Below are 24,259 nucleotides of genomic sequence, written 5' to 3'. Positions count from 1 at the left end.
GTTTTTACCAGCCGCGCTGAGCCAGGCGGTGTGGCTGCGCAATCTCCTCCACGTTGATGCCCACCATCGCCTCTCCCAGCCCTCGCGACACCTTGGCCAGCACACCGGGATCGTCATAGAACGTGGTGGCCTTGACGATCGCGGCGGCGCGGTGTTCCGGCGCGCCGGACTTGAAGATGCCTGAACCCACGAAGACACCCTCGGCACCGAGCTGCATCATCATCGCCGCGTCGGCGGGGGTAGCGATACCGCCAGCAGTGAATAGCGTTACCGGCAACTTGCCCGCCCGAGCCACCTCAACGACCAACTCGTGAGGCGCCTGCAATTCCTTTGCCGCGACGAATAACTCGTCCTCCGACAGCGATGTGAGCCTACGGATATCGCCGCCGATCGCGCGCATATGGGTCGTCGCGTTGGAGACGTCCCCGGTACCGGCCTCACCTTTGGACCGAATCATGGCCGCGCCCTCGGCGACGCGCCGCAGCGCCTCACCCAGATTCGTCGCCCCACAGACGAAAGGCACCGTGAACTTCCACTTGTCGATGTGGTGGGTGTAGTCGGCGGGTGTGAGCACCTCGGATTCGTCAATGTAGTCCACACCCAGGTTCTGCAAGATCTGCGCCTCGACGAAATGGCCAATGCGCACTTTGGCCATCACCGGAATCGTGACCGCGGCGATGATCGCCTCAATCATGTCGGGGTCACTCATGCGCGACACCCCGCCTTGTGCGCGGATATCGGCGGGCACTCGTTCTAGCGCCATGACCGCGACCGCGCCGGCGCCCTCGGCGATGCGTGCCTGCTCCGGCGTGACAACGTCCATGATGACGCCGCCCTTGAGCATCTCGGCCATGCCACGCTTGACTCGCGCCGTGCCGGTCGCGGGTTTACCTGCAGGATCCATGGTGCCTCCCTTGTCTCCATTACCGTACGACCCGCTGTGACCCCAATACGATACGAGGGCACCCAGCCAGGGACAGTCAGTCACCGAAGGCGTGATCAAGTCCGCCAGTTGATAGATTCGGCAAAGGAATCGAGCCGGACACGGTTGATCCACCCCCAGTGAGATCTACCAGCGGCGCGATTCTCGCGTCGCCCGATCGAAACGACGCAAGTCCCTCACCATCGGTGCCGGAGGCCGGGATGAACGACGATGCCCACATCGTCGAGTTCGATGACGAACAGCTAGCCAGGATGCGTGGGGAATACGGACCGGAGAAGGACGGCTGCGGCGACCTGGATTTTGACTGGCTCGACGACGGGTGGCTGGCGTTGCTTCGCCGATGGATGAGCGACGCACAGCACGCGGGCGTGGTGGAACCGAATGCGATGGTTCTCGCCACCGTCGACGATGGAAAACCGGTGAGCCGTTCGGTGCTCTGCAAGAGTTTGGACGAGTCGGGTATCACCTTCTTTACGAGCTACACGTCGGCGAAGGGCGACCAGCTCGCCGCGAAACCCTATGCGTCGGCTACTTTTCCGTGGTACGAGCTGGGTCGTCAGGCCCACGTGCAAGGCCCCGTCAGCAAAGTCAGCGCCGGAGAAACACTCGCCTATTGGTCCAAACGCCCGCGGGGTGCACAGCTGGGCGCGTGGGCATCACAGCAGTCGCGGCCGGTCGGTTCTCGCGCCGAGCTCGACGAGCGGCTTGCCGCAGCCACGCGTCGCTTTGCCGAACAAGACGACATCCCGGTACCTCCCGAGTGGGGCGGCTACCGAATAGCCCCCGAAATCGTGGAGTTCTGGCAGGGGCGAGAGAATCGGTTACACAACCGGATCCGCGTCGTCCATGGCCGCCTGGAGCGGTTGCAACCCTGAGTTCACGGATGTCGAGCGGTCGGGTCATAGGCAAAGTTTGATGGAACCCCGGAGATCTGGTCGCACATGTCATAGAGTTCTTGCGACCGGAATGCTCGGTGCTCTGGGACCGTTCACCGGCTGCGCGCACACCATGGGTGCTGGTGTTCGGGTGGTGGCTCGCGGCGATATCCGCCCCGGTGGTGGCCGAGCGGGGAAGGCCGACTGAGAAGAAGCGCACCGATGCATTTCGCCGTACTGCCGCCGGAGGTCAATTCCGCGCGGATCTTTACCGGTGTGGGCCTAGGCCCGATGCTGGCGGCCGCGACTGCCTGGGATGGTCTCGCCGAGGACCTGCACGCCGCGGCGGGTGCGTTCGGGGCGGTGACCTCGGGGCTGACGGGCGAGGCGTGGCTGGGTCCGGCATCGCTGGCGATGACCCGCGCGTCGATCCCCTACCTGGAGTGGTTGAGCACGGTGGCAGGCCAGGCGAACCAGACGGCCGTTCAGGCCCGGCTCGCGGCAAGCGTGTTCGAGGCGGCGCAGGCGGCCACCGTGCATCCGGCGATGGTTGCGCTCAATCGTTCCGCGCTGGTCTCGTTGGTGAGATCGGACCTGCTGGGTCAGAACGCCGCGGCGATCGCCGCCATCGAAGCTGAGTATGAGCAGATCTGGGCCCAGGACGTGGCGGCGATGTCGGGCTACCACGCCGGAGCATCGGCGGTGGTGTCGCAGTTGGCGCCGTACCAGGAAGGGTTGCAGTCGCTGCTGGGCAGCCTGCACGGGCGGGTGGCTACCGCGTATGCCGCCTCAGGGCTTCCAGCGATCAGCGTGGATTTGACCACCGGGACCTTCAACGTGGGCAACGGCAATGCCGGAATCAACAATATCGGCAACGGCAACATCGGCAACGGCAACATCGGCATCGGAAACGTCGGCAACGGCAACATTGGCTTCGAGAACATTGGCGACGCAAACATCGGTATTGGGAACATTGGTAGCTGGAACATCGGCGCCGGCATCACCGGCAATGGACAGATCGGCATCGGGGACTTCGGTTTTGAGGACATCGACGTCCTGGTAGTCGGGGACGGCGGCCCGGGAGTCACAGCGCTAGTCATTGGCGGCACCGAGATCGCACTGCCGCTGCCCAATGTCCGCGTACTCGAGTACGCCGCGCAGTTCATCGCCCCCTTCCATCCCGGGTTCACCGCTTCGATCCTGGAAACACCGTCGATGTTTTTCCCGTTCACCGGGCTCGATAGCCTGACTTTCGACGCCTCCGTGGCCCAGGGTGTGGCGAAGCTGCACGCCGCGATCATGGCGCAGCACGCGGCGGGAAACGAGATCGTCGTCTTCGGCACCTCCCAGGGCGCCACGGTTTCCACCATGGAAATCCGCTTTCTGCAATCCCTGCCCGCACACCTGCGTCCGGGCATCGACGAGCTGTCCTTTACCTTCACCGGCAATCCCAACCGGCCCGACGGCGGTCTCCTCGCGCGTCTGGGCGGTTTCTCCATACCGCAGTTAGGTCTTACGTTCTCCGGCGCGACGCCCGCCGACGTGTACCCGATCGTCGATTACTCAGCCCAATACGACGGCGTCAACGACTTTCCCCGATACCCGCTGAATGTGTTTTCGACCGCCAACGCCCTCGCGGGCATCCTTTTCATACACTCCGGGCTCCTTGGCGGGGAGCCCGACCTTGCGTCGGGAATAGTTCAACCGGTGTCCTCGCCGGACGTCTTGACCACCTACATCCTGCTTCCCACGGACGATCTGCCGCTACTGACCCCGGTACGCGCCATTCCGTTCGTGGGAGACCCCCTGGCCGACCTGGTCCAGCCGAACCTGCGCGTGCTGGTCGAGCTGGGCTACGACCGCACGGCCTATCAAGACGTTCCCGCGCCGTTCGAGCTGTTTCCGGACGTCGATTGGGCCGCCGTCGGCGCCGACCTCCAGCACGGGACCGTGCAAGGCATCAACGACGCCTTGTCCGGCCTGAGTTTGCCGGTGCCGCCGGGCTGGGCCGGATATCAGCGGATCGACTGAGGCACACCCGCCTTTGGCGCTGCCTCGCCGTCGGGCGCCGCGTCTGCCAGCCGGTTGGCCGCAGGCAGCAGCTCGCCGAGTTGCAGCGGGTACACGAGTTCGCCGGCGGCAACCAGGTCGGCGATGTCGCCGGCATCGCACCAGCGCGCGTCGTGGATGTAGCGGCGTTCCAATTCGGTCCGCCCCTGCACGGCCGGCTCGAACCGACGTGTGCGGTAGGCCAGGTAGAACTCCTCGCTGTCGATCACCGAGCCGTTGAACTCAAAGACGTCATCACGACGCCAGATCGGCCCTACCAACTCGGCCGGATCCACGCGCAGACCGGTTTCCTCGGCCAACTCGCGCGCGGCCGCATGCGCCAACCGCTCACCCCGGTGCACTTCGCCCCCGATGGTGAACCACCATCGAGGCGCAGCCCGGTCCGCAAACGCCGGGTTGGCCGGGTCCGAGCCACACAGCAGCAGCACAGCGCCACGGTCGTCAAGTAGCACCACCCGCGCGGAGGTGCGGTGGTTGAGACCGTGATCGCCGTGTGCCAATGCGTGGGGTCGCTCAGCGATCTCGAAATAGCTTGGCAGCGCAGCCGTTCCGCCGAGACGCAGCGCGCGCACCAGCGGTCGCTCTGCCAACGCCAGGGTGTCGCGGACCGCGTCGTTGTGGAAGCGGCGCGCCAGCAGAACCCGCGCTTCGGCATCGGCCAATTCGGCGATCAGGGCTGCCGGCAGCGACGCCGGATCGACCATGGCCAACGCGGCGGAAAGCTCGTTCTCCGCGGTCTCGCGGGCGTGCCGGGGCGCACACTCCGCGTCGTCGGCCAGTGTCGCCAATCGCGCGCCTCCCGGCGCACCGCCGTACGCATCGATCGCGACCGCTCGAGCCACCACCGCGCGCCGCGCCAGCGCACCGTCGAGCGCCTGCCAGGACAAGTCGTAGCGCACGTTGAGTCGGTTCAGGCGGTTGGCCGTCTGGTATCCCCACGCGCCAAGGGCGACCAGTGCCACGACCAGCACCGCTAACAGCGCAACAACCGCAACCGTCAGCGGCGTCATCAGCTCGCCGCCGAAACTTTGGCGCCAGAGCCGGCGACCGTCTCGTACACCCGCATGATCTGGCCAGCCACCACCGACCAGTCGTAGCCGCGGACCGCTTCGGCACCCGCCGCGACGTAACGCTCCCGCAGCGCGTCGTCCTCCAGCACCGAAATGAGCGCGGCGGCCAGCGCAGCGGCATCATCAACCGGCACCAGACAGCCAGCTACGCCCCCACGCAGCACTCGCCGGAACGCGTCCAGGTCGCTGGCGACGACCGGCGTGCCCGCGGCCATCGCTTCGACCAACACGATGCCGAAACTCTCACCGCCGGTGTTCGGTGCACAGTAGACGTCGGCGCTGCGCATCGCCGATGCCTTTCCAGCGTCATCGACTTGCCCGAGGAATCGCAGATTCCGTACCAATCCCCCTGCCTGGCTACGCAATTGATCTTCGTCGCCGCGGCCGACAATCAGCAACTGCACATCGGCGAAGCGTTCCACCACCCGTGGCAACGCATCAAGCAAGACCGCCATGCCCTTACGGGGCTCGTCGTAGCGACCCAAGAACAGCACCGTCTTACCGCGGCGCGGATACGCCTCCAACCGCGTTGCCGAGGCGAAGTAATCGACGTCGACTCCGTTGGGGATCTCCACGGCATCGGACCCCAGCGCTTCCATCTGCCAGCGTCTGGCCAGGTCGGACACTGCGATCCGGCCGAAGATCTTTTCGTGCATTGGCCGCAGGATGCCCTGGAAGACCGTCAGCGTCAGCGACTTCGTGGTCGAGGTGTGAAAGGTCGCGACGATTGGACCATGGGCAATGTTCAGGGCGAGCATCGATAGGCTCGGCGCGTTCGGCTCGTGCAGGTGCAGCACGTCGAAATCGCCCTCCGCAAGCCATTTTTTGACTTTGCGGTGGGTGGCCGGACCGAATCGTAGCCGGGCCACCGACCCGTTGTAGGGGATCGGGACGGCCTTGCCGCCGGAGACGACGTAGTCCGGCAGCGTGGCGTGCGGCGATGCCGGCGCAAGCACACTGACCTCGTGCCCGCGGCCACGCATCACCTCGGCCAGCTGCAATACGTGCGACTGCACCCCACCCGGTACATCGAAGGAGTACGGGCAGACCATCCCGATCCGCATCAGGCGTCCCTCATTGGGATCTCAATCCTCATGTGGCCTCAATCGCGCCCGCTTGGCAGCGGACAAGTCGGCCAGCCACTGCGGCTGCAGCATGTGCCAGTCCTCGGGATGGACGGCTATGTTCCGCGCGAATCGGTCTGCCAGGGCGGCGGTGATCGCTCCCACGTCACCACTGGTGCAGTCCAACTTCGGATGCACCGAGAACCCCCAGCCGCGCCCTTCGAACCAGCCGTGCACAGGCAACAGGGCAGCGCCGGTCTCGATCGCGAGTTTGGCCGGACCCGCTGGCATTCGCGTCGGTTCGCCGAAGAAGTCGACCTCAACGCCGGTACGGGTGAGGTCGCGCTCGGCCATCAGGCACACCACCCGGTTGGCCCGCAGCCGCTCGCACAGCACCTCGAAGGGTGGTCGCGAGCCACCGGACAACGGCAGCACTTCGAAGCCGAGGCTGCGACGGTAGTCAATGAAACGCCGGTAGAGCGACTCGGGTTTGAGTCGCTCGGCCACGGTGGCGAAGGTGCCGTGGGTCTGCGCCAGGTACACCCCGGCGATGTCCCAGTTGCCGCTGTGCGGCAACGCCAGCACGACCCCGCGACCAGCCGCCAGCCCCGCATCGAGGTGCTCCAGCCCCTCGATCACCTGGCCGAGCTGACGAGCGATCGCGCGGTGGTCCATCGTCGGCAGTCGGAACACCTCCCGCCAATAGCGGCCGTAGGACGCCAGGGCCGCGCGCATCAGCGAATCGGGCACTTCGGCGGGCCGCACACCCACGACGCGGGCCAAGTTCGCACGCAACTGTTCAGGTCCGCCGTGGCGCGCCGCGTACCGCGCTCCTGCGTCAAAGGCGTTGCGCGCCGCAAACTCCGGTAGCGTGCGCACAGCCATCCAGCCGGCCGCGTAGGCCCAGTCGGTAGCCCTGTCGGTCACGAAGCCGCGCGGGTCTCTGGGCAATCTCAAGCCGGCAGGGGCGGCCATTACGGTTGGCTCTTTCCGCCGAGCGCAAGGCGATCGGTGGCACCGGGCGAGTTTCGCACCGTGTGCATGCGTTGTAGGAAGGTGATCACACTGGCCACCGCCAGCAGCCACATCGCAATCGGCAGCGCCGGCGGCCAGGCAATAAACGGAAAGTCCGACACGCCTGCTCCGGTCAGCACGATGATCAACCGTTCTGGTCTCTCGATGAACCCGCCATCGCCGCGCAGGCCGCTGGCCTCTGCCCGGGCTTTGATGTAGGAAATCACCTGCGAGGAGACCAGACCGATCATGGTGGCCACCGCCAGTGGCCCGTCGTGCAGGTGAAACGCAATCCACCACAGCAGTCCGCAGAAGACCGCGCCGTCACTGATCCGGTCACAGGTGGCGTCCAAGACCGCGCCAAAGCGAGTGCCGCCGCCCCGTTCTCGGGCCATCGCCCCATCGAGCATGTCGAACACCACGAAGAACGTGACCACACATGCACCAGGAAACAGCTTGCCCATCGGGAACAGTGTCAGCGCGCCCGCCACCGAAGCGGCGGTGCCCAGGATGGTGACGGCGTCCGGGGTGAGGCCAACCCGCAGCAACGCCCTGGCGATCGGCGAGGTGATCCGCGCGAAGGCGGCGCGCGACAGGAAGGGCAGTTTGCTCATGAGCGCCTCATCGTTGCGCTCATGATTGCCGAGCCCATTCGGTGGCAAGCAGGCGGCGAGTGTCGCGCAACAGCTGCGGGATCACCTTGGATCCCCCGACGATGGTGATGAAGTTCGCATCACCGCCCCAGCGCGGCACGACGTGCACGTGCAGATGCTCGGCCAGCGAGCCGCCCGCCGACGTCCCCAGGTTCAGGCCGACGTTGAAACCGTGCGGCCGGGAGACGTTCTTGATGACGCGGATCGCCTTTTGTGTGAAGGCCATCAGTTCGGCGCTCTCGGGTTCGGTCAGGTCCTCCAACTCCGATACCCGCCGATAGGGCACCACCATGAGGTGCCCGGGGTTGTAGGGGTAGAGGTTGAGCACGGCGTAGACGAGTTCGCCGCGAGCCACTACCAAGCCTTCTTCGTCGGACAGCTGCGGAATGTCGGTGAACGGCTGCTCGGGCTTGGCTGACGAATTGGGGTCGCGCTTCAGCGGCGCTTCAGCGAGATAGTTCATCCGGTACGGCGTCCATAGCCGCTGCAACTGATCGCGCTGGCCTACGCCCCTGTCCAAGATGGTTTCGGCTTCGGGCTCTTCGGGTGCCCGATCCGCGCGTTGCTCGTCACCCACGGCCGCCAGCTTCCACCAGTTTGGCTGTCGGAGTGGCGTTTTCGCGGTTGCCGATCCAACCCACGATGGTTGCGATGGCCTCGTCGCACGGCACGCCGTTGATCTGGGTGCGGTCGCCGAACCGGAAGCTGACGGCACCCGCGGCGACATCGCGGTCACCGGCCAGCACCATGAAGGGCACCTTCTGGTTGGTGTGATGGACGATCTTCTTGGCCATCCGATCGTCGCTAGCGTCGACCTCGGCTCGGATGCCCCGCGATCGTAGTTGCGCGGCAACATCTTCCAAGTAGGCGATATGTTCATCGGCGACCGGGATGCCGACGACCTGTACCGGCGCCAACCACGCCGGGAACGCGCCGGCATAGTGTTCGGTGAGGATTCCGAAGAACCGCTCGATCGACCCGAACAGTGCCCGGTGGATCATCACCGGACGCTGGCGGGTCCCGTCGGCGGCGGTGTATTCCAACTCGAAGCGCTCCGGGAAGTTGAAATCCAGCTGGATGGTCGACATTTGCCAGGTGCGGCCCAGCGCGTCCTTGACTTGCACCGAGATCTTGGGACCGTAGAACGCCGCGCCACCCGGATCCGGCACCAGCTCCAGGCCGGATTCGGCACCGACCTCGGCCAGTACATTCGTGGCGTCCTCCCAGACCGCGTCGGATCCAACGAACTTCTCCGGGTCCTTCGTCGACAGTTCGAGATAGAAGTCGGTCAGGCCGTAGTCGCCGAGCAGGTCGAGCACGAATCGCAGCAGCGAGCGCAGCTCGTCGCGCATCTGCTCGCGGGTGCAGAAGATGTGGGCATCGTCCATCGTCAACCCGCGTACCCGGGTCAGACCGTGCACCACTCCGGATTTCTCGTAGCGGTAGACCGTGCCGAATTCGAACAACCGCAGCGGCAGTTCGCGATACGACCGCCCGCGCGCCCGGAAGATCAGGCAGTGCATCGGGCAGTTCATCGGCTTGAGGTAGTAGTCCTGACCCGGCTTACGCACTGAGCCGTCTGCGTTGTACTCCGCATCGATGTGCATCGGCGGGAACATGCCGTCGGCGTACCAGTCCAGGTGTCCCGACGTGTGGAACAGCTGGGCCTTGGTGATGTGCGGGCTATTGACGAACTGGTAGCCGGCTTCGGTGTGCTTGCGGCGCGAGTAGTCTTCGAGTTCGCGACGGACGATGCCGCCCTTTGGGTGGAAAACCGCTAGACCGGAACCGATTTCGTCGGGAAAGCTGAACAGGTCCAGCTCCACGCCCAGTTTGCGGTGATCGCGCCGCTGCGCCTCCTCGATGAGCTCCAGGTGCTGATCGAGCGCCTCCTGCGACTCCCATGCGGTGCCGTAGATACGTTGCAGGCTGGCGTTCGCCTGGTCGCCGCGCCAGTAGGCGGCGGAGCTTCGGGTCAGCCTGAAGGCCGGGATGTGCTTGGTGGTCGGGATGTGGGGACCACGGCACAGGTCACCCCAGACCCGATCGCGGGTACGGGGGTTGAGGTTGTCGTAGGCCGTGAGCTCGTCGCCGCCGACTTCCATGATTTCGGCGTCACCGGACTTGTCGTCGACGAGTTCGAGCTTGTAGGGCTCGTCGGCCAGCTCGACGCGGGCGTGCTCCTTGGACTCGTAGACCCGCCGCGAGAACAGCTGCCCATCCTTGACGATCTGGCGCATCCGTTTCTCCAGCGCCGCGAGGTCCTCGGGCGTGAACGGTTCGGCGACGTCGAAGTCGTAGTAGAAGCCGTCGGTGATCGGTGGCCCGATGCCCAGTTTGGCGTGCGGGAACATGTCCTGGACAGCTTGGGCGAGCACATGTGCGGTCGAATGACGAATGACGCTGCGACCGTCGTCGGTGTTGGCGGCCACCGGGGTGACCTCGGCGTCGGCGGTGGGCGCCCAGCTCAAGTCGCGCAGGTTGCCGTCGGCGTCGCGGACCACCACGATCGCGTCGGGCACGCCGCGCCTCGGCAAACCCGCCTCGCCGACCGCTGCGGCCGCGGTTGTCCCGGCAGGAACCCGGATCGGGGCGACGGCATGCGGCGATCGCAAACCCGGCGCTGCCGGGTGCGACGGGTCGCCGCCGTCGGCCCGCGGCGATCGCAAACCCGGCGAAGCCGGGTGCGGCGGGTCGCCGCCATCGGCTCCTGCGGCAGGGTGTACGGGGGCGCTCATGTGGCTCGGTCTCCAAGGCCTGCGGGTGGGTACGTGATAATCGTTGCCATGCTATCGGTGCGGACCGCGCCGGCCCCAAACCGCCGCGTCGCGATGGATCCCCGGCGGCTTGGTCGGGTTCGCCCTACGGCTGGCCGGGCCTGAGCCGGACAAACAACGCGTCGGCTTCGGTCAGCAGCGTGTCCGCGTCGCTCAACCGGGCCGACACGAAGATCTTGCGCCCGTCCACGCGGTCGATACCCGCGTCGAACTGCAGTTCCTTTTCGATCGGCACAATCTGGCGGTAGTTGATCGTCAGGTAGGCGGTGCGTTGGCGCGGGCTGCCCGTGAGCAACGACGCGGTCAACCCGAGCACCGTGTCGAACAGCAGCCCGAGGGCTCCCCCGTGCACGGCGCCGTTACGGCCGAGGTGAAAGCGTGCGAATCGCGCCGTGCCCGCTACCCGACCGTCCGCCGTCTTGTGCGCCGACTGCGGAACGGTAAGAATGTTGCCGCGCACGGGCAGGTCCATCCGGCGCCCCGAAGGTGACTGCCATTCATCCGTGTCGTACGGGCCCAGCAGCGTGGACACTTTGTCCAGCAGGTCGGCAGCCTCAGTGATCACCGCGTCGGGCGCGTCAGCCGCGCGCGCATGATCCTGCAACTTCCGCACCGCGTCGATAAACCTGCCGTAGTCTGGCCCGCCCTTGCTGGTCGGTTCGGGCGGATTGAAGCCACCGCCGGGGTGTCGGGCCGGTTCACTGGTCACCAAAACACCGTATTGCCCCGCTTTACGGCTCCGGGGAGCAGGCCGTGCGGGCGGCAGTGCCCAGCCAACCCGCTACCGGCGCAACCGAGTTGGCGGCCGCCCGCCACTACCTGCCGCGTTCGGCGTCGGCGCCCGCAGCGCCGAGGATCTCGAACTCCTGATCGGTCAACATGATTTCCGCCGCAGCGACGTTCTCCTCCAGGTGTGCCACCTGCGAGGTGCCCGGGATGGGCAGCATCGCCGGCGACCGCTTCAGCAGCCACGCCAGGGCCAGCTGCGACGGCGTGGCGTGGTGGTCGGCTGCGATCTGGTGCAGCGGGCCGTCGGCGGCCGCCAGTGGCCCTGCGGCCAGCGGATACCACGGAATGAAGCCGATGCCCTCGCTTGCCGCAACGTCCACCAGCGGCTCGGCGGCGCGAGCCGACACGTTGTACAGGTTCTGTACCGACACGATCGGAGTGATCTGGCGAGCCGCGTTGAGCTGTTCAACGTCGACCTCTGACAGGCCGATGTGGCGGATCTTGCCCTCGTGGTGCAACGCGACCAGCTCGCCCAGCTGTTCGGCCAGTGAGAAGTTGCTGTCGATGCGGTGCAGCTGAAACAGGTCGATGGTGTCTACCCGAAGGCGCCGTAGGCTCATCTCGCACTGCTGGCGCAGATAGCTCGGGTTCCCCAAGGGAACCCACGCACCCGGGCCGGTGCGCAGCAGCCCCGCCTTGGTCGCGATCACCAGACCGGGATACGGATGCAATGCCTCGGCGAGGATCTCTTCGGATATCGCGGGCCCGTATGAGTCCGCGGTGTCGATGAAGTTCACGCCAAGCTCCACCGCGCGGCGCAACAACCGCACGGCTTCGCCCCGGTCGGCGGGCGGACCCCAGACACCGGGACCGGTGACACGCATCGCGCCGAATCCGAGCCGGTTGACGGTGAGGTCGCCGCCCAGTGTGAAGGTGCCAGAGGCCTCCGCCGGTGGTTCTGGGGCCTGTGCTTGCGGGGTCGGTGCGGTCACGTCACCGACCGTACGCCGCGAATACGGGCCGCTCCGTGGCGCCCGTTGCGTGGCAAGCTGGGCTCGTGGACTTAGATGCGCTTGCTGACCTACCGCTGACCTACCCGGAGGTGGGTGCGACAGCGGCCGGTCAACTGCCCCCGGGATATAGCCATCTCAGTGTGGTGACCCAGATCGGCACTGGCGACCAGCGCTTCGAGGAGGCCGCCGATGCCGTCATGAGTTGGGGGATGCAGCGCGGAGCCGGCCTGCGGGTGCAGGCCAGCTCCGAGGTCGCCGTGGTCTCCGCGGTGGTGCTGGTGGGAATCGCTTTCCTGCGTGCGCCGTGCCGGGTGGTCTACGTCGTCGACGAACCCGATGTCCGGGGATTCGGCTACGGGACCTTGCCCGGCCACCCGGTTTCCGGCGAGGAACGGTTCGCCGTGCGCCGCGACCCGACCACCTCGGCGGTGTTCGCGGAGGTGTCGTCGTTCTCGCGCCCGGTGACTCTTGCGATCAAAGCCACCGGGCCGTTCGGGGCGGTGGCCCAGCGCTTGATTGCCAAGCGCTACCTGCGCGCGGTCTGACGGGCCGAACCTGTCTCGCCGATCCGGCTAGGTGCGCCCGACGCTGCCGTCGTGCACGCCCTGCGCGAGCCTCCCGAGCGCGACCGCGCCGACCAGCAAACCGAAATCCCGCAGCGCGACATCGTAGAAACCCGGCCCGGTAACCAGGTCGAAGATGATCGCCGCCAGCCACGCGGCGACCACCCAGGCGCCGATGCGCGGCGCGACCGCAACCAGCACGCCGGCGGCAATCTCGACGACCCCGACCACATACATGCATTGATCGGCGGTACCCGGGACGAGTTTGTCCATCCACCCGGCCAGATACATGTTCCAGTGGTGCGGGTGGGTCAGCAGATTGAAGAACTTGTCCAGTCCGAACGCGATGGGCGCGATCGTGAACACGGTGCGAAGCAACAGAAAGGCCGAATACGCGGGATCCTTCAGCTGGTCTGCGAGTGCCGGGCTAGCCCCGGCGTGTCCGATGCTCATGTGTCCACCCTTTCTAAGAGATATAATTTCGAACGTTAGATTCTGTAGACTGTAGCGTCAAGTGTTCTGTCCGTTAGAAATGGGTTAGCGCTGTGGACGGCCCGGCTTTAGAACGCGACGCCGCCGGAATTGGCGCGCTCGCCGATCCGCTGCGTCGCCGGCTCTACGAGTTCGTGTGCTCGCAACCGATGCCGGTGAGCCGCGATCAGGCGGCCGACGCCGTGGGCATTGCGCACCACCAAGCGAAGTTTCACCTGGACCGCCTCACCGCCGAGGGCCTGCTGGACACCGACTACGCGCGCTTGAGCGGTCGCTCCGGCCCTGGCGCCGGGCGGACCTCAAAGTTGTATCGCAGATCCGACCAGGAAATTTCGGTCAGCCTTCCGCAACGTGAGTACGAGCTTGCCGGGCGACTCATGGCCGCGGCCATCGCGCGCTCGGCCAGCACCGGCGAGCCGGTGGTAGAGCTGCTGAACCGGGCCGCCAATGACTACGGCCGTGCCATCGCCGCCGCCGCTGCCGGCCGGCCGCCCGCAGACCCCGCCGACGCACTGGCGGCCGCGCTTCGAGTGCTCCGCAACCACGGCTATGAACCCCGCACTAGCGATGGCTCCGCCGACTACGAAGTCGAGCTCGTGAACTGCCCGTTTCATGCACTGGCACGCGAACAGACCGAGCTCGCGTGCAACATGAACCACGCGTTGATCACCGGCGTGGCCGAGGCGCTGGCGCCACACGGGCCCGACGCCTGGCTCGAGCCCGGATCGACCCGTTGTTGTGTGGTGCTCAAGCGGTGCGCCGCGCCGAGCCCCACCCGCTGACGCGCACGCTGCGGGCCGCCGGCATGCGCCGCCGCTAGCGACAGACGGCTATGGAGCGTCTGGCAAAGACTTCAGCACGGTCAGCATGAAGACCGAATCCTCGATCGCAAGCAGCCCATGCCGCCTGCGCGGAATCGCGACGTAGTCGCCGGTCGTGCCATCCCAGGCGTCATCTCCAGCGGTGAGGCGCACGTGCCCCTGCAGGACCTGCAGCGTCGCCTCACCTGGGTTGTCGTGTTCGGACAGGTCCTGGCCGGCAAGCAGCGCCATCACGGTCTGCCGAAGTTCGTGGGCATGACCGCCGTGAATGGTGTGCGCGGCCCGGCCGCTGTGTGACTGGTGCGCTTCGGCCAGCTTTTCGGAAGCCAGGCTGGTCAGCGAAACGGATTCCATGATGAGTCCCTTCAGCCGGTGACTATCAGCCGGCAAGTATCAGCCGGTAAGTAGAAGTATCCCCGCTACGGCCAAGGCGACCGCTTTTGTTACCTCCAGCCCGATATAGACGTAGTGGGCGCGGGAGCCGGGGGCCTGCAACCCCGACAAGACCTGATCCGATCGGCGGGTCAAGAGCGGACGCACTGCGAGCAGCTGGACGGCGAGCGAGCCGAGAGCAACGGAGAACGCCGCAGTGATCCGTACTGGGGTCGGACCAGCCACCACGATCGCGAGGATGACCAGCGCGAAAGCGACCTCGACGGTGTTGAGCGCGCGGAACACCAGGCGGCCGATGCCGAGCCCAATCTGCAGGGTCACCCCGGGCGCCCGGAACTTCAACGGCGCCTCCAGGAAAGAGATCGCCAGCACCATCCCGAGCCAACAGAATGCGATGGCGACTTCGATCGCCGGTGCGGCACTCAACGAAACTCCTTCCACCACAACGGGGGCCAGGCCGGGTTCGGCGACCGCGTCGAGCCGCTCGACAGTGACCGGCATTACCCAGTCTTGCAGGGTTCGTTCGTCGCGGTCCACGCCTTGATCCACGTGTTGTCGGGTAATGCAAGACTGGCGAACGATATGAGCACATTCACCCCCTCCCCCGACACCACCCGCCGCGTCTTTTCGTGGTGTGCACACGATTCGCGCCTGCGGCAAACCAGCTGATGCCCGACAAGCACAACGAGTCGCAGCATCGGCTACCGGCATCGAATCGCACCGACGACAGTGTGGCTGGCCACTGGCTGCTGGCGCGGCTCGGCAAGCGAGTGCTTCGCCCCGGGGGCGTGGAGCTCACGCGAACGCTGCTCGCCCATGCCGAGGTGACCGACGCCGACGTTCTCGAGCTTGCGCCCGGTCTCGGCCGTACCGCGGCCGAGATCATGTCCCGCGGACCGCGTTCGTATGTCGGCGCAGAAAGCGACCCCGATGCGGCGCACGCCGTTCGCGCCATCGTGCAGGATCGTGGGGCCGTACCAACTGCCGTCCACGTGACCGACGCGGCCAGGACCCAGCTACCCGACGCGAGCGCCGATGTCGTCCTCGGGGAGGCGATGCTGACCATGCAGGCCGACACCGCCAAAGACGCGATTGTCGCCGAGGCGTCGCGGGTGCTGAGGTCCCAAGGCCGTTACGCGATCCACGAGCTTGCCCTGACACCGGACACCGTTCCCGAGGACGTCAGCACGGACATCCGGCGATCGCTTGCCCGCGCGATCAAGGTGAATGCTCGTCCACTGACGATCGCCGAATGGTCGCAGCTGTTGGCGCAGCACGGACTGGTGGTCGAACAGGTCGCCACAGCACCGATGGCGCTACTGGAACCGCGACGGCTGATCGCCGACGAAGGGCTATGGGGAACGCTGCGGTTCGTCAGGAACGTGCTCATCCATCGTGATGCGCGCAGGCGAGTGCTGTTGATGCGCCGCACATTCCGCCGGCATCGCACACGGTTGACTGCGGTCGGCATCGTCGCCCGCAAACCCTAATCGCGTCGCAATCCTGGTCAACTCAGACATCGAGGTCGTGCTGGGTTGCGGCGGCCGCGGCAGCCCTTTAAAGCAAGTATCCACTTGCATAAAAGGGATTTTTGCGTTACGTTGGATCTATCCGAAAGGAGCCAAGGCGATGGTCACGATGACGCAGCAACAACAGGCACCGGGTACCAACGACACCTCCCTGGCCGGGAAGTTCCGACGCTCGCCGCTGTGGCGTGCAAAGCTGCGATTGCAGTTCACGGGCTGGCTGCAGTACCTCATCACCACCGTGGTCGCGGCCGCGCTTCTCATCACCGCATTGGTGGGCTGGTTGGTGGGGGTTTGGCCGCTGGTGTTGTTCTGGCTGCCCCTGTCCGTCGGCGTGCTCCTCCTCGCTGCGACGGGATTCGATGTCGTCACGGTCAAGTGGGGAGTGCGACCCTCAGAGCCGATCCCGCACCGCCACGATGATGTCGACACCTTCGAGCTGATCCGCTCGCGGCGCTCGTGCCGGTCCTTTCAGAGCCGCGATCTGACCCGAGCCGACCGCGCCGAGCTCATGGACGCTGTGACCGAACACACCCGGGATGACCGCTTGATCGGGACCAGCCCAATTCGGCTGGAGTACGTCGCGGCTCCGCTGACGGTCTGGCCGGTGGCCGGCGCCCATGAGTTCCTTGTCGCGATAGCACCGCGAAACTACGACCGCCTCGCGATTATCGATATCGGCCGCAGCTTGGAAAAAGTAGTGCTGCACGCGACGCGGATGGGCATAGCCACCTGCTGGATCGGCCCCGGTGCTGACCAAACCAGCGTCATCACCCACCTCGGTGACCGATTCGATCCGGAGACCGACCATGTGGTCTGCGTCTGCGCTGTGGGATACCGGTCCCGTTTCCAGCCGCTGTTCGTTCGGCTGATGTCACGGCTCCAGCGGCGCCGCCTGCCACTACGGTCGCTGTTTTTTGCCAATCCCGACCTGGATGTGCCGCTGGATGTCAGCACCGCACCGTTCTCCGCATTCGGACGCTGCTATCAGGCCTGTCAGTGGGCGCCATCGTCCTACAACGCCCAACCCGTTCGCTGCGCGGCGGTCACGACCCAGGTCGGAACGCAGCAGAAAGCCGTGCGATTCGACTTCTACGCCACCAACACATCACGGTTCTATACCCCTGTCGCACTGGGAATCTGGGCCGCGAACTGGGAAACCGGCTGCGATGCGCTCGGCATCCGGGGCCACTTCACGATCCCACTCGGCGACCGCAATGACGACACCGGCGCGGCCCATCGCGATCTAAGTTGGATCGCGGACCAAGGGTAGGCACGCGTGCTCTCTGAGCGGAGGGCGTTGGTGGCGGTTAGGTCTGGCGTGTTGCGTTTCGGGCGAGTTGCACGCCGGAGGTCAGTTCGAGTTCACGCACGATAGCTCCAACTCACCAGTGGCAAACCTTTATTCGAGCATTCCGCGCACGCGGCTATCCGAACCCCGCATCGGAAAAAGCTACGACCCAATGTGGCTGTCGTCGCCGCGCCGGCGCATGTGGCCGCTCTGCCCAGCCACGCGCAACCGACTCAGCGCCCCGGACCGCGTCACCGGGTCGCACCGACGGTGTCAGACACGGCGCGCGGCTTGTTGGGCGAGCTGCAGGCGAGAGTTCAGACCCAGCTTGGCGTAGACGTGCGTGAGGTGGGTCTGAACGGTCCGGTAGGAAATAAAAAGCTGGGTCGCGATGTCCTTGTTGGTCAGCCCTTCGCTGACCAGGCGCACGACTCGGGCTTCGGTCGGAGTCAGCGACGCCCAACCCCGGGTCGGACGGTTGCGTTCGCCGCGACCGCGTTGCGCGTAGGCGATCGCATCGCTGGTCGACAAGGCCGCACCCTCAGCCCACGCGCTATCGAACTCGTTGTTTCCCAATGCCTCCCGCACGGCACCCACGGTGGCCTGATGGCTTTCGTCAAGTACCTTGAACCGCACCGTGCCCATGCCCCGCCGCGCGGTGTCGGCCGCACCGCACAACCTCGCCGCGTCACGGTGGTTGCCGACATCACATGCCAGATCGGCCAGACATTCGAAAACGTCCGGAACGATGAGCGAACTCGGGAGGCGGGATGCGATCGCCAGCGCATCGTACGCGTCGCTTTCGGCTTGCCTTAGGTCATGCTGCGCGATCGCGACGCGCGAACGGGTTGATAGCGACGCAGCCTCAAATGAGCCCTCCGTCGCCAGCACGACATCGTCGGCCCAGCGACGGGCCGCAGCCAGGTCACCACAACCCAGTGGCCCCAACGCCGCCCACACAAAAAGTCCATTGGTCAGTGGCTCTAGGCCGGTGCGCGTCCGAGCGGCTTCGTAGGCCTGCCAGGCGGCGTCCGCATCACCGGCAGCCAAGCACGCGACCGCCACACCGGCATTGGCCGTGCCCGTATGGAACCCAAGCAATTCGGCACAACTTTCCAAGGCCGCGTCGGCGCAGCCTTGGGCGCCGACCGCGTCGCCCTGAAGCGCCCGCACATAGCCCCCGATGACCAGCCCGTAAACCCGAAACATCGCGTCGTGCTCAGCGGTCGCTTCCTCGATCACGTGGGCGAGCCGAGCGTAGCCCGTCTCCAAATCGCCCTGCAGGAATATCGCAAATCCCTCGAGCAGGCGGCAATGACGAGCGGCGAATCGATCACCGGTGGCTTCAGCGGCGTCGAGCGCCTTCGCCGCGGCCTTGACCGTTGCGGCCAGGTCGCCTGCGATGACAGCCGGTGTGGTCTGCCGGACAAGAGCTTGGCTTAGCAGCCACGAGTCCCCGATCTCGCGTGCAACGCTGACCGCCTCGGCGAAGTACGGCCCGGCGGCCTCCGCGTCATACAGCGAGGCGCAGCCGCGAGCCATCAGCGCGCGCACCAACGAGACCCGGTCATCAAGGCTCCGGGCTACGGCCAGGGCCTCCTCGGTTTCGGTAACGCTGGCCGCCACGCCCACCCACGCCAGCAAGGTGGCTCGACTGGCCAGCGCCTGCACCCGCACTTCCGGGGTCACAGTGGGCGCGTCGATGTCGGCGAGGGCTGTTTCGAGCCACGCCAGCCCTTCCCGGATGCCACCGTGCGACTGCCACAACGGCTCTAACGAGGACGCCAACTCCAACGCCCGCCCGATCGCGCCCGTTTCCAGACTGCGCCCGAACGCGCCACGAAAGTCGTCCATCTCGTCCCAGGCATGCCCCAACCGCTGCTCGTAGTCACCGCACCCGGGATCGAGCAACGACGCCGCCAACGACGTGTAGTAGTCGCGGTGCCGATTGCGCACATCGTCAGCCTCGCCGGACTCCACCAGCTTCTCCAACGCATACTGGCGCACCGTCTCCAACAAGCGATACCGCGTCGACGCTCCGGCGCTATCGGCCACGACCAACGACTTATCGACCAGCGATACCAGCTGGTCGAAGATTTGGTGGCCCTCAATGAGGGTGCTGGCCGCCACGGCACGCGCCGCGTCCAGATCGAACCCACCGACAAACACCGACAGCCGACGCAACACCGTGCGCTCGTACTCGGTCAGCAACGCATAGGACCAATCGACCGAAGCGCGCAATGTTTGCTGACGCGGCAACGCGGTACGCGCACCCGACGTCAGCAACCCAAACCGATCATCAAGACTGCCGAGGATCTCGGCAAGCGACAACGCCCCCGCCCTCGCGGCCGCCAATTCGATGGCAAGCGGGATACCGTCGAGCCGTCGACAGATCTCCACCACCGCTTCCTCGTTGTCCTCAATCACCTCGAAATCGGGTCGCACTCGACGAGCCCGATCGGCGAACAACTCCACGGCCTCATCAGCCAGCGACAGCGACGGCACCATAAACGTCACTTCACCAGCGACCCCCAGAGGCTCACGACTGGTCGTCAACACCGTCAGCCCAGAGTCGGCATCGAGGAGATCGACCGCCACGGACGCGGACGCGGCCAGCAGATGCTCGCAGTTATCGAGCACCATCAGCATGTGGCGACCGCCGACAAACTGTACTAGCACTTCCCTTGTTGTCATGCCGGGCCGATCGGATAGGCCCAGGGCGCGCGCCACCGCTACCGAAACGAGGGCAGGATCGGTGGTCGTCGCCAGGTCGACATACCAGGCGCCGTCGCCGAACTCGGGGGCAATGCGCACAGCGAGCTCTGCCCCCAGACGCGTCTTGCCGACACCACCGGCACCGGTCAACGTCACCAAGCGGTTGTCGGCCAGCAGCTCGCGCAGCTGGGTGATTTGCGTTGCGCGGCCCACAAAGCTGGTCAGGTGCACCGGAACATTGTGGGTATCAACACTTTTACCGGTCGTCCGCAATGGCGGAAACTTGTTGCTCAAGCTGGGATGACACAACTGCCCTACCCGTTCGGGCCGGGGCAGATCACCTAGCTGGTGCGCACCCAGGTCGGTCAGCCAGACGTCCGCCGGCAACCAGTCAACGACAAGCTGCTCAGTGACGCCCGACAGCAGTGTCTGGCCGCCGTGGGCCAGATCCCGCAACAACTTGGTCCTGTTGATTGTCGGACCCGCGTAACCGGCCTCATCACGCACCCGGACCTGGCCGGTGTGCACCCCGATACGCAGGCGGATTGGCGCCAACCGCGCCTGCTGCAATCGCAATGCACACGCGACCGCGTCACTGGCACGGGCGAACGCGACGACGAAGCCGTCGTCCTCAGCCCTTTCAACCACTCGGACTCCCCCATGGACCGCGACGAACTCGGCGAGCATCTGGTCGAGGCGGGCGCCGGCGGCCACCAGCTTGTCCGGCTGAGTGCGCCGCAGCCGGGTCGAGCCGTCCACATCGCCGAGAAGAAACGTCACCGTTCCCGTGGGCAGCGATTCAGTCACGCGCGATAGCTCCACATCGCCAGCGGCGAATCCTCACCTGGGCATCGTAGCCCGCATCAGTCGGCGGGAAGTCCCATAATCAGCATCCTCTGGGCACGGTGTGGTAGCCGTTGGCGCGATTGCGACGTCGCCTGCGGCGCCGTCCCGTCAACCTGATTTTTTCGCCTGACCGCCGGGCATCCGCGCTGCTTCTTGAGCGAGTTGCACGCGCGAGGTCACGTCGAGCTTGGCGTAGATGTGCGTCAGGTGGGTCTGAACCGTACGGTAGGAAACGAAAAGCCGTCCGGCGATGTCTTTGTTGGCCAGCCCTTCCTTGACCAGCTCCACGATCCGGAACTCGCTCGGAGTCAGCGAAGCCCAATCTTTGATTACGCGCTCACGTTCACGTCGACCGCTCTGCGCGTAGGCGATTGCCTCGTCCGTCGACAAGGCCGCACCCTCCGCCCATGCTCTGTCAAAGAAATTGTTCCCCAACGCTTTCCGTGTGACATCAACCATCGCATGATGGCTTTCGTCCAGCACCCCGAACCGCACTGCTCCCATGAGCTGCCGGGCGGCGTCGGCCGCGCCATACAGCGTCGCCGCGTCGCGGTGAGTGCCGGCGTCGCACGCCAGATCGGCCAGACATTCGAAAACCTCCGGCAGCACGAGGGACGTCCCGATATTGGATGCGATCGCAAGCGCTTCGTAGGCGTCACTTTCGGCTTGTTCTTGATCGTGCTGGGCGATAGCGACGCGCGAACGAGTCGATAGCGCCAACGCCCGAAACGAGCCCTTCGTCGTCGGCACGACGTCGTCAGCCCAACGTCGCGCCGCAGCGGAGTCGCCACAACCCAGCGGTCCCAGCGCCGCCCACACGTAGAACCCGACCGTCAATGGCTCCAAACCGGTGCGACGCCACGCTTCTTCGTAGGCTCGCCACGCCGCGTCCGCGTCACCGAGGGCCAGGAACCCGATCCCGACGACAGCGTCCGCCTCGCCGGTGTGCAAGGCGGGAAGTTCGGAGCAGCTTTCCCGGGCGGCGTCGGCGGAGGCACGGGCACCGATCGCGTCGCCCTGAACCGCCCGCACGTGGCCCTCGATAGCCAAGCCGTAAAACCGAAACATCGCGTCATCTGCCGCGGTCGCTTCCTCGATCACCTCGGCGAGCCGTGCCGCCGCCGCCACCAAGTCGCCCTGGAGGAACATCTCGATTCCTTCGAGCCAGCGGCAATGCCGAGAGGCGAATCGGTCACCGGCCGCGTCGGCGGCGTCGAGCGCCTCTGCCGCCGCCGTGACCGGCGCGGCCAATTGGCCGGCGATGAGCGCCGGCATGACCTGCCGGAAGAGAACTTGGCTCAGCAGCCACGAATTACCGATTTCCTGTGCGATGCTGACCGCCTCGGTGAAGTACGGCCCAGCCGCCTCCGGGTCGTGAAAGGAGGCGCAGCCGCGCGCGAGCAGAGCGCGCACCAGCGTGGACCGGTCATCGAGGGTGCGGGCGATGGCTAGGGCCTCCTCGGTTTCGGTAACACTGGCCGCGACGCCTGCCAAGGACAGCAGGGTCGCCCGACTGGCCAATGCCTGCACCCGTATTTCGGGGGCCACGTCGTGTGCATCGATGTCGGCCAGCCCCGTCTCCAGCCAAGTCAACGCCTCCGGCAAGCCGCCGTGCGACTGCCACCACAGCGGTTCTAGCGAGGAGGACAGCTCCAATGCTCGCCCAATCGAGCCCGTTTCCAGACAGCGCTCGAACGCGGCACGGAAATTGTCCAACTCACCGGAGGCATGCCCCAGCCGCTGCTCGTAGTCACCTCCCGACGGGGCGAACAGGCACACTCCAAGTGACGCGTAATGATCCCGGTGACGGTTGCGCACTTCGTCAGCCTCACCGGACTCCACCAGCTTCTCCAGCGCATACTGGCGCACGGTCTCCAACAAGCGATACCGTGTCGACCCGCCGGCGTTGTGACTCACCACCAAAGACTTGCCTACGAGCAAGACAAGCTGGTCAAAGACTTGATGGCCCGCAATGACGGTGCCAGCAGCCACGGCAAGAGCCGCGTCCAGATCGAACCCACCGACAAACACCCCTAGCCGACGCAACACGATGCGCTCGTACTCGGTCAGCAACGCATACGACCAATCGACCGAAGCTCGCAACGTCTGCTGGCGGGGCAACGCGGTGCGCGCACCCGACGTCAGCAACCCAAACCGATCGTCCAGACTGCCGAGGATCTCGGCAAGCGACAACGCCCGCACCCGCGCGGCCGCCAATTCGATGGCAAGCGGGATACCGTCGAGCCGCCGGCAGATCTCCGCCACCGCCACTTCATTATCGTCGGTCACCTCGAAATCGGGGCGCACCAGGCGAACCCGGTCTACGAACAAGTCCACGGCCTCGTCAGCCAGCGACAGCGACGGCACCACAAAAGTCATCTCACCGGACACCCCCAGGGGTTCACGGCTGGTCGCCACCAACCGCAACCCACCAGTAGCGCCGAGGAGCTCAACGGCCAACGATGCAACCGCGGCCCGTAGATGTTCGCAATTATCCAGCACCACCAGCATCTGGCGACCGCCGACGAACTGAACCAACGCCTCCATCGTTGTCATGCCGGGCCGATCGGAAAGGCTCAAAGCACGAGCCACCGCGACGGGAACCAGCGCCGGATCGCTGATCGGGGCCAGGTCGACATACCAGACACCGTCGCCGAACTCCGGGGCAATGCGGACAGCCAGCTCCGCACCCAGACGAGTCTTGCCGACACCACCGGCACCGGTCAACGTCACCAACCGGTCGTCGACCAGCAGCTCGCGCAGCTGGGCGATCTGCGGACTGCGGCCCACAAAACTGGTCAAGTGCACCGGAAGATTGTGCGTATCAACACTTTTACCCCCCTTCCGCAGCGGCGGGAACCTATTGTTCAGGCTGGGATGACACAGCTGAACCACCCGTTCGGGCCGGGGTAGTTCACGCAACTGAAGAGCGCCCAGGTCGGTCAGCCAGACATCGTGCGGTAACCAGTCAACGACTAGCTGCTCGGTCAGACCCGACAGCAATGTTTGGCCACCATGGGCCAGATCCCGTAACAGCCGGGTCCGGTCGATGGTCGGACCCGCGTAGTTGGCCTCGTCGCTCAAGCGCACTTGGCCGGTATGCACCGCGATGCGCAACCGGATCGGCGCCAACGGAGCTTGCTGCAATTGCAGTGCACACGTGACCGCATCACTGGCGCGAGCGAACGCGATTGCGAAGCTGTCGTCGTCATCTTGTTCGACAAGCCGGATTCCCTCATGGGCCTCGACGAATTCACCCAGCACGTTGTCGAGGCGGGCGCTGGCTGCCGCCATCTCGTCCCGCTGGGTGCGCCAAAGCCGCGTGGAGCAATCCACATCGCCGAGAAGAAACGTCACCGTTCCCATGGGCAGCGATTCAGTCACGCGCGATAGCTCCACATCAC

General features: G+C 65.8%; 20 protein-coding genes. 6 read left to right on the top strand and 14 right to left on the bottom strand.

Translation table 11 applies throughout. The features are described from left to right. Positions 1-4: 4 nt before the first annotated feature. On the bottom strand, positions 5-904 hold the full coding sequence (gene pdxS, locus F6B93_RS08600; RefSeq protein WP_211698718.1) for a pyridoxal 5'-phosphate synthase lyase subunit PdxS: 900 nt from the start codon (positions 902-904) through the stop codon (positions 5-7). A gap of 239 nt (positions 905-1,143) precedes the next feature. On the opposite strand from pdxS, the gene pdxH reads away from it, so the two are divergent. Beyond that, positions 1,144-1,818, top strand: a complete 675-nt coding sequence (pdxH, locus tag F6B93_RS08595) for a pyridoxamine 5'-phosphate oxidase (protein ID WP_211698717.1) — start codon at positions 1,144-1,146, stop codon at positions 1,816-1,818. Between the two features lie 222 nt (positions 1,819-2,040). Next, a complete protein-coding gene (locus F6B93_RS08590) occupies positions 2,041-3,849 on the top strand; it encodes a PE-PPE domain-containing protein (protein WP_211698716.1) in 1,809 nt (602 codons plus the stop codon). Here F6B93_RS08590 and F6B93_RS08585 read toward each other — a convergent pair. The 8 genes from F6B93_RS08585 to F6B93_RS08550 form a co-directional block, all read right to left on the bottom strand. Beyond that, the gene (locus tag F6B93_RS08585) at positions 3,834-4,898 is read right to left on the bottom strand and encodes an NUDIX hydrolase (RefSeq protein WP_211698715.1); all 1,065 of its coding nucleotides are present in this window, start codon (positions 4,896-4,898) and stop codon (positions 3,834-3,836) included. The genes F6B93_RS08590 and F6B93_RS08585 overlap by 16 nt on opposite strands. Beyond that, the gene (locus tag F6B93_RS08580; protein WP_211698714.1) at positions 4,898-6,022 is read right to left on the bottom strand and encodes a glycosyltransferase family 4 protein; all 1,125 of its coding nucleotides are present in this window, start codon (positions 6,020-6,022) and stop codon (positions 4,898-4,900) included. Before F6B93_RS08580 ends, F6B93_RS08585 begins: the two co-directional genes overlap by 1 nt. Before the next feature lie 21 nt (positions 6,023-6,043). After that, positions 6,044-6,997: a phosphatidylinositol mannoside acyltransferase gene (locus F6B93_RS08575; RefSeq protein WP_211698713.1), complete on the bottom strand. Its 954-nt coding sequence runs from the start codon at positions 6,995-6,997 to the stop codon at positions 6,044-6,046. Continuing rightward, the gene (gene pgsA, locus F6B93_RS08570; RefSeq protein WP_211698712.1) at positions 6,997-7,650 is read right to left on the bottom strand and encodes a phosphatidylinositol phosphate synthase; all 654 of its coding nucleotides are present in this window, start codon (positions 7,648-7,650) and stop codon (positions 6,997-6,999) included. The genes F6B93_RS08575 and pgsA overlap by 1 nt, the downstream gene beginning before the upstream one ends. A 19-nt stretch (positions 7,651-7,669) precedes the next feature. Continuing rightward, positions 7,670-8,266, bottom strand: coding sequence for an ATP adenylyltransferase (locus tag F6B93_RS08565; protein ID WP_211698711.1), 597 nt, complete (start codon positions 8,264-8,266; stop codon positions 7,670-7,672). After that, positions 8,259-10,427, bottom strand: coding sequence for a threonine--tRNA ligase (gene thrS, locus F6B93_RS08560; protein ID WP_211698710.1), 2,169 nt, complete (start codon positions 10,425-10,427; stop codon positions 8,259-8,261). Before thrS ends, F6B93_RS08565 begins: the two co-directional genes overlap by 8 nt. A 124-nt stretch (positions 10,428-10,551) precedes the next feature. Further along, positions 10,552-11,175: a PaaI family thioesterase gene (locus tag F6B93_RS08555; protein WP_425518512.1), complete on the bottom strand. Its 624-nt coding sequence runs from the start codon at positions 11,173-11,175 to the stop codon at positions 10,552-10,554. A gap of 106 nt (positions 11,176-11,281) precedes the next feature. Continuing rightward, positions 11,282-12,187 (bottom strand): aldo/keto reductase, encoded by a 906-nt coding sequence (locus F6B93_RS08550; RefSeq protein ID WP_211698708.1) that lies wholly within the window; start codon positions 12,185-12,187, stop codon positions 11,282-11,284. 65 nt (positions 12,188-12,252) lie between these two features. Between F6B93_RS08550 and F6B93_RS08545 the strand changes: the two genes are divergently transcribed. Then, a complete protein-coding gene (locus F6B93_RS08545; protein ID WP_211698707.1) occupies positions 12,253-12,753 on the top strand; it encodes a DUF1990 domain-containing protein in 501 nt (166 codons plus the stop codon). 27 nt (positions 12,754-12,780) lie between these two features. On the opposite strand, the gene F6B93_RS08540 is transcribed toward F6B93_RS08545, so the two are convergent. Continuing rightward, positions 12,781-13,224 carry an Rv2617c family stress response/phage resistance protein gene (locus F6B93_RS08540; RefSeq protein ID WP_211698706.1) on the bottom strand — a complete coding sequence of 148 codons (444 nt, stop codon included), beginning with the start codon at positions 13,222-13,224 and terminating at the stop codon, positions 12,781-12,783. 92 nt (positions 13,225-13,316) lie between these two features. On the opposite strand from F6B93_RS08540, the gene F6B93_RS08535 reads away from it, so the two are divergent. Beyond that, positions 13,317-14,045 carry a helix-turn-helix transcriptional regulator gene (locus tag F6B93_RS08535; RefSeq protein WP_211698705.1) on the top strand — a complete coding sequence of 243 codons (729 nt, stop codon included), beginning with the start codon at positions 13,317-13,319 and terminating at the stop codon, positions 14,043-14,045. A gap of 48 nt (positions 14,046-14,093) precedes the next feature. Here F6B93_RS08535 and F6B93_RS08530 read toward each other — a convergent pair whose 3' ends face one another. Further along, positions 14,094-14,438 carry a cupin domain-containing protein gene (locus tag F6B93_RS08530; protein ID WP_211698704.1) on the bottom strand — a complete coding sequence of 115 codons (345 nt, stop codon included), beginning with the start codon at positions 14,436-14,438 and terminating at the stop codon, positions 14,094-14,096. A gap of 39 nt (positions 14,439-14,477) precedes the next feature. Then, positions 14,478-14,903, bottom strand: a complete 426-nt coding sequence (locus tag F6B93_RS08525) for a hypothetical protein (RefSeq protein ID WP_211699359.1) — start codon at positions 14,901-14,903, stop codon at positions 14,478-14,480. Positions 14,904-15,145: 242 nt separating this feature from the next. On the opposite strand from F6B93_RS08525, the gene F6B93_RS08520 reads away from it, so the two are divergent. Both F6B93_RS08520 and F6B93_RS08515 read left to right on the top strand, forming a co-directional pair. Next, positions 15,146-15,967 (top strand): class I SAM-dependent methyltransferase, encoded by an 822-nt coding sequence (locus F6B93_RS08520; RefSeq protein WP_211698703.1) that lies wholly within the window; start codon positions 15,146-15,148, stop codon positions 15,965-15,967. 139 nt (positions 15,968-16,106) lie between these two features. After that, positions 16,107-17,276 carry a nitroreductase family protein gene (locus F6B93_RS08515; protein WP_246541040.1) on the top strand — a complete coding sequence of 390 codons (1,170 nt, stop codon included), beginning with the start codon at positions 16,107-16,109 and terminating at the stop codon, positions 17,274-17,276. Positions 17,277-17,567: 291 nt separating this feature from the next. On the opposite strand, the gene F6B93_RS08510 is transcribed toward F6B93_RS08515, so the two are convergent. Together F6B93_RS08510 and F6B93_RS08505 are read right to left on the bottom strand one after the other, a co-directional pair. Further along, positions 17,568-20,816: a helix-turn-helix transcriptional regulator gene (locus tag F6B93_RS08510; RefSeq protein ID WP_211698702.1), complete on the bottom strand. Its 3,249-nt coding sequence runs from the start codon at positions 20,814-20,816 to the stop codon at positions 17,568-17,570. A gap of 147 nt (positions 20,817-20,963) precedes the next feature. Next, a complete protein-coding gene (locus F6B93_RS08505) occupies positions 20,964-24,239 on the bottom strand; it encodes a helix-turn-helix transcriptional regulator (protein ID WP_246541039.1) in 3,276 nt (1,091 codons plus the stop codon). Positions 24,240-24,259 lie beyond the last annotated feature (20 nt).

The sequence above is a fragment of the Mycobacterium spongiae genome (assembly GCF_018278905.1).
GTDB lineage: Bacteria > Actinomycetota > Actinomycetes > Mycobacteriales > Mycobacteriaceae > Mycobacterium > Mycobacterium spongiae.
This window is presented reverse-complemented; position numbering and strand designations above follow the sequence as displayed.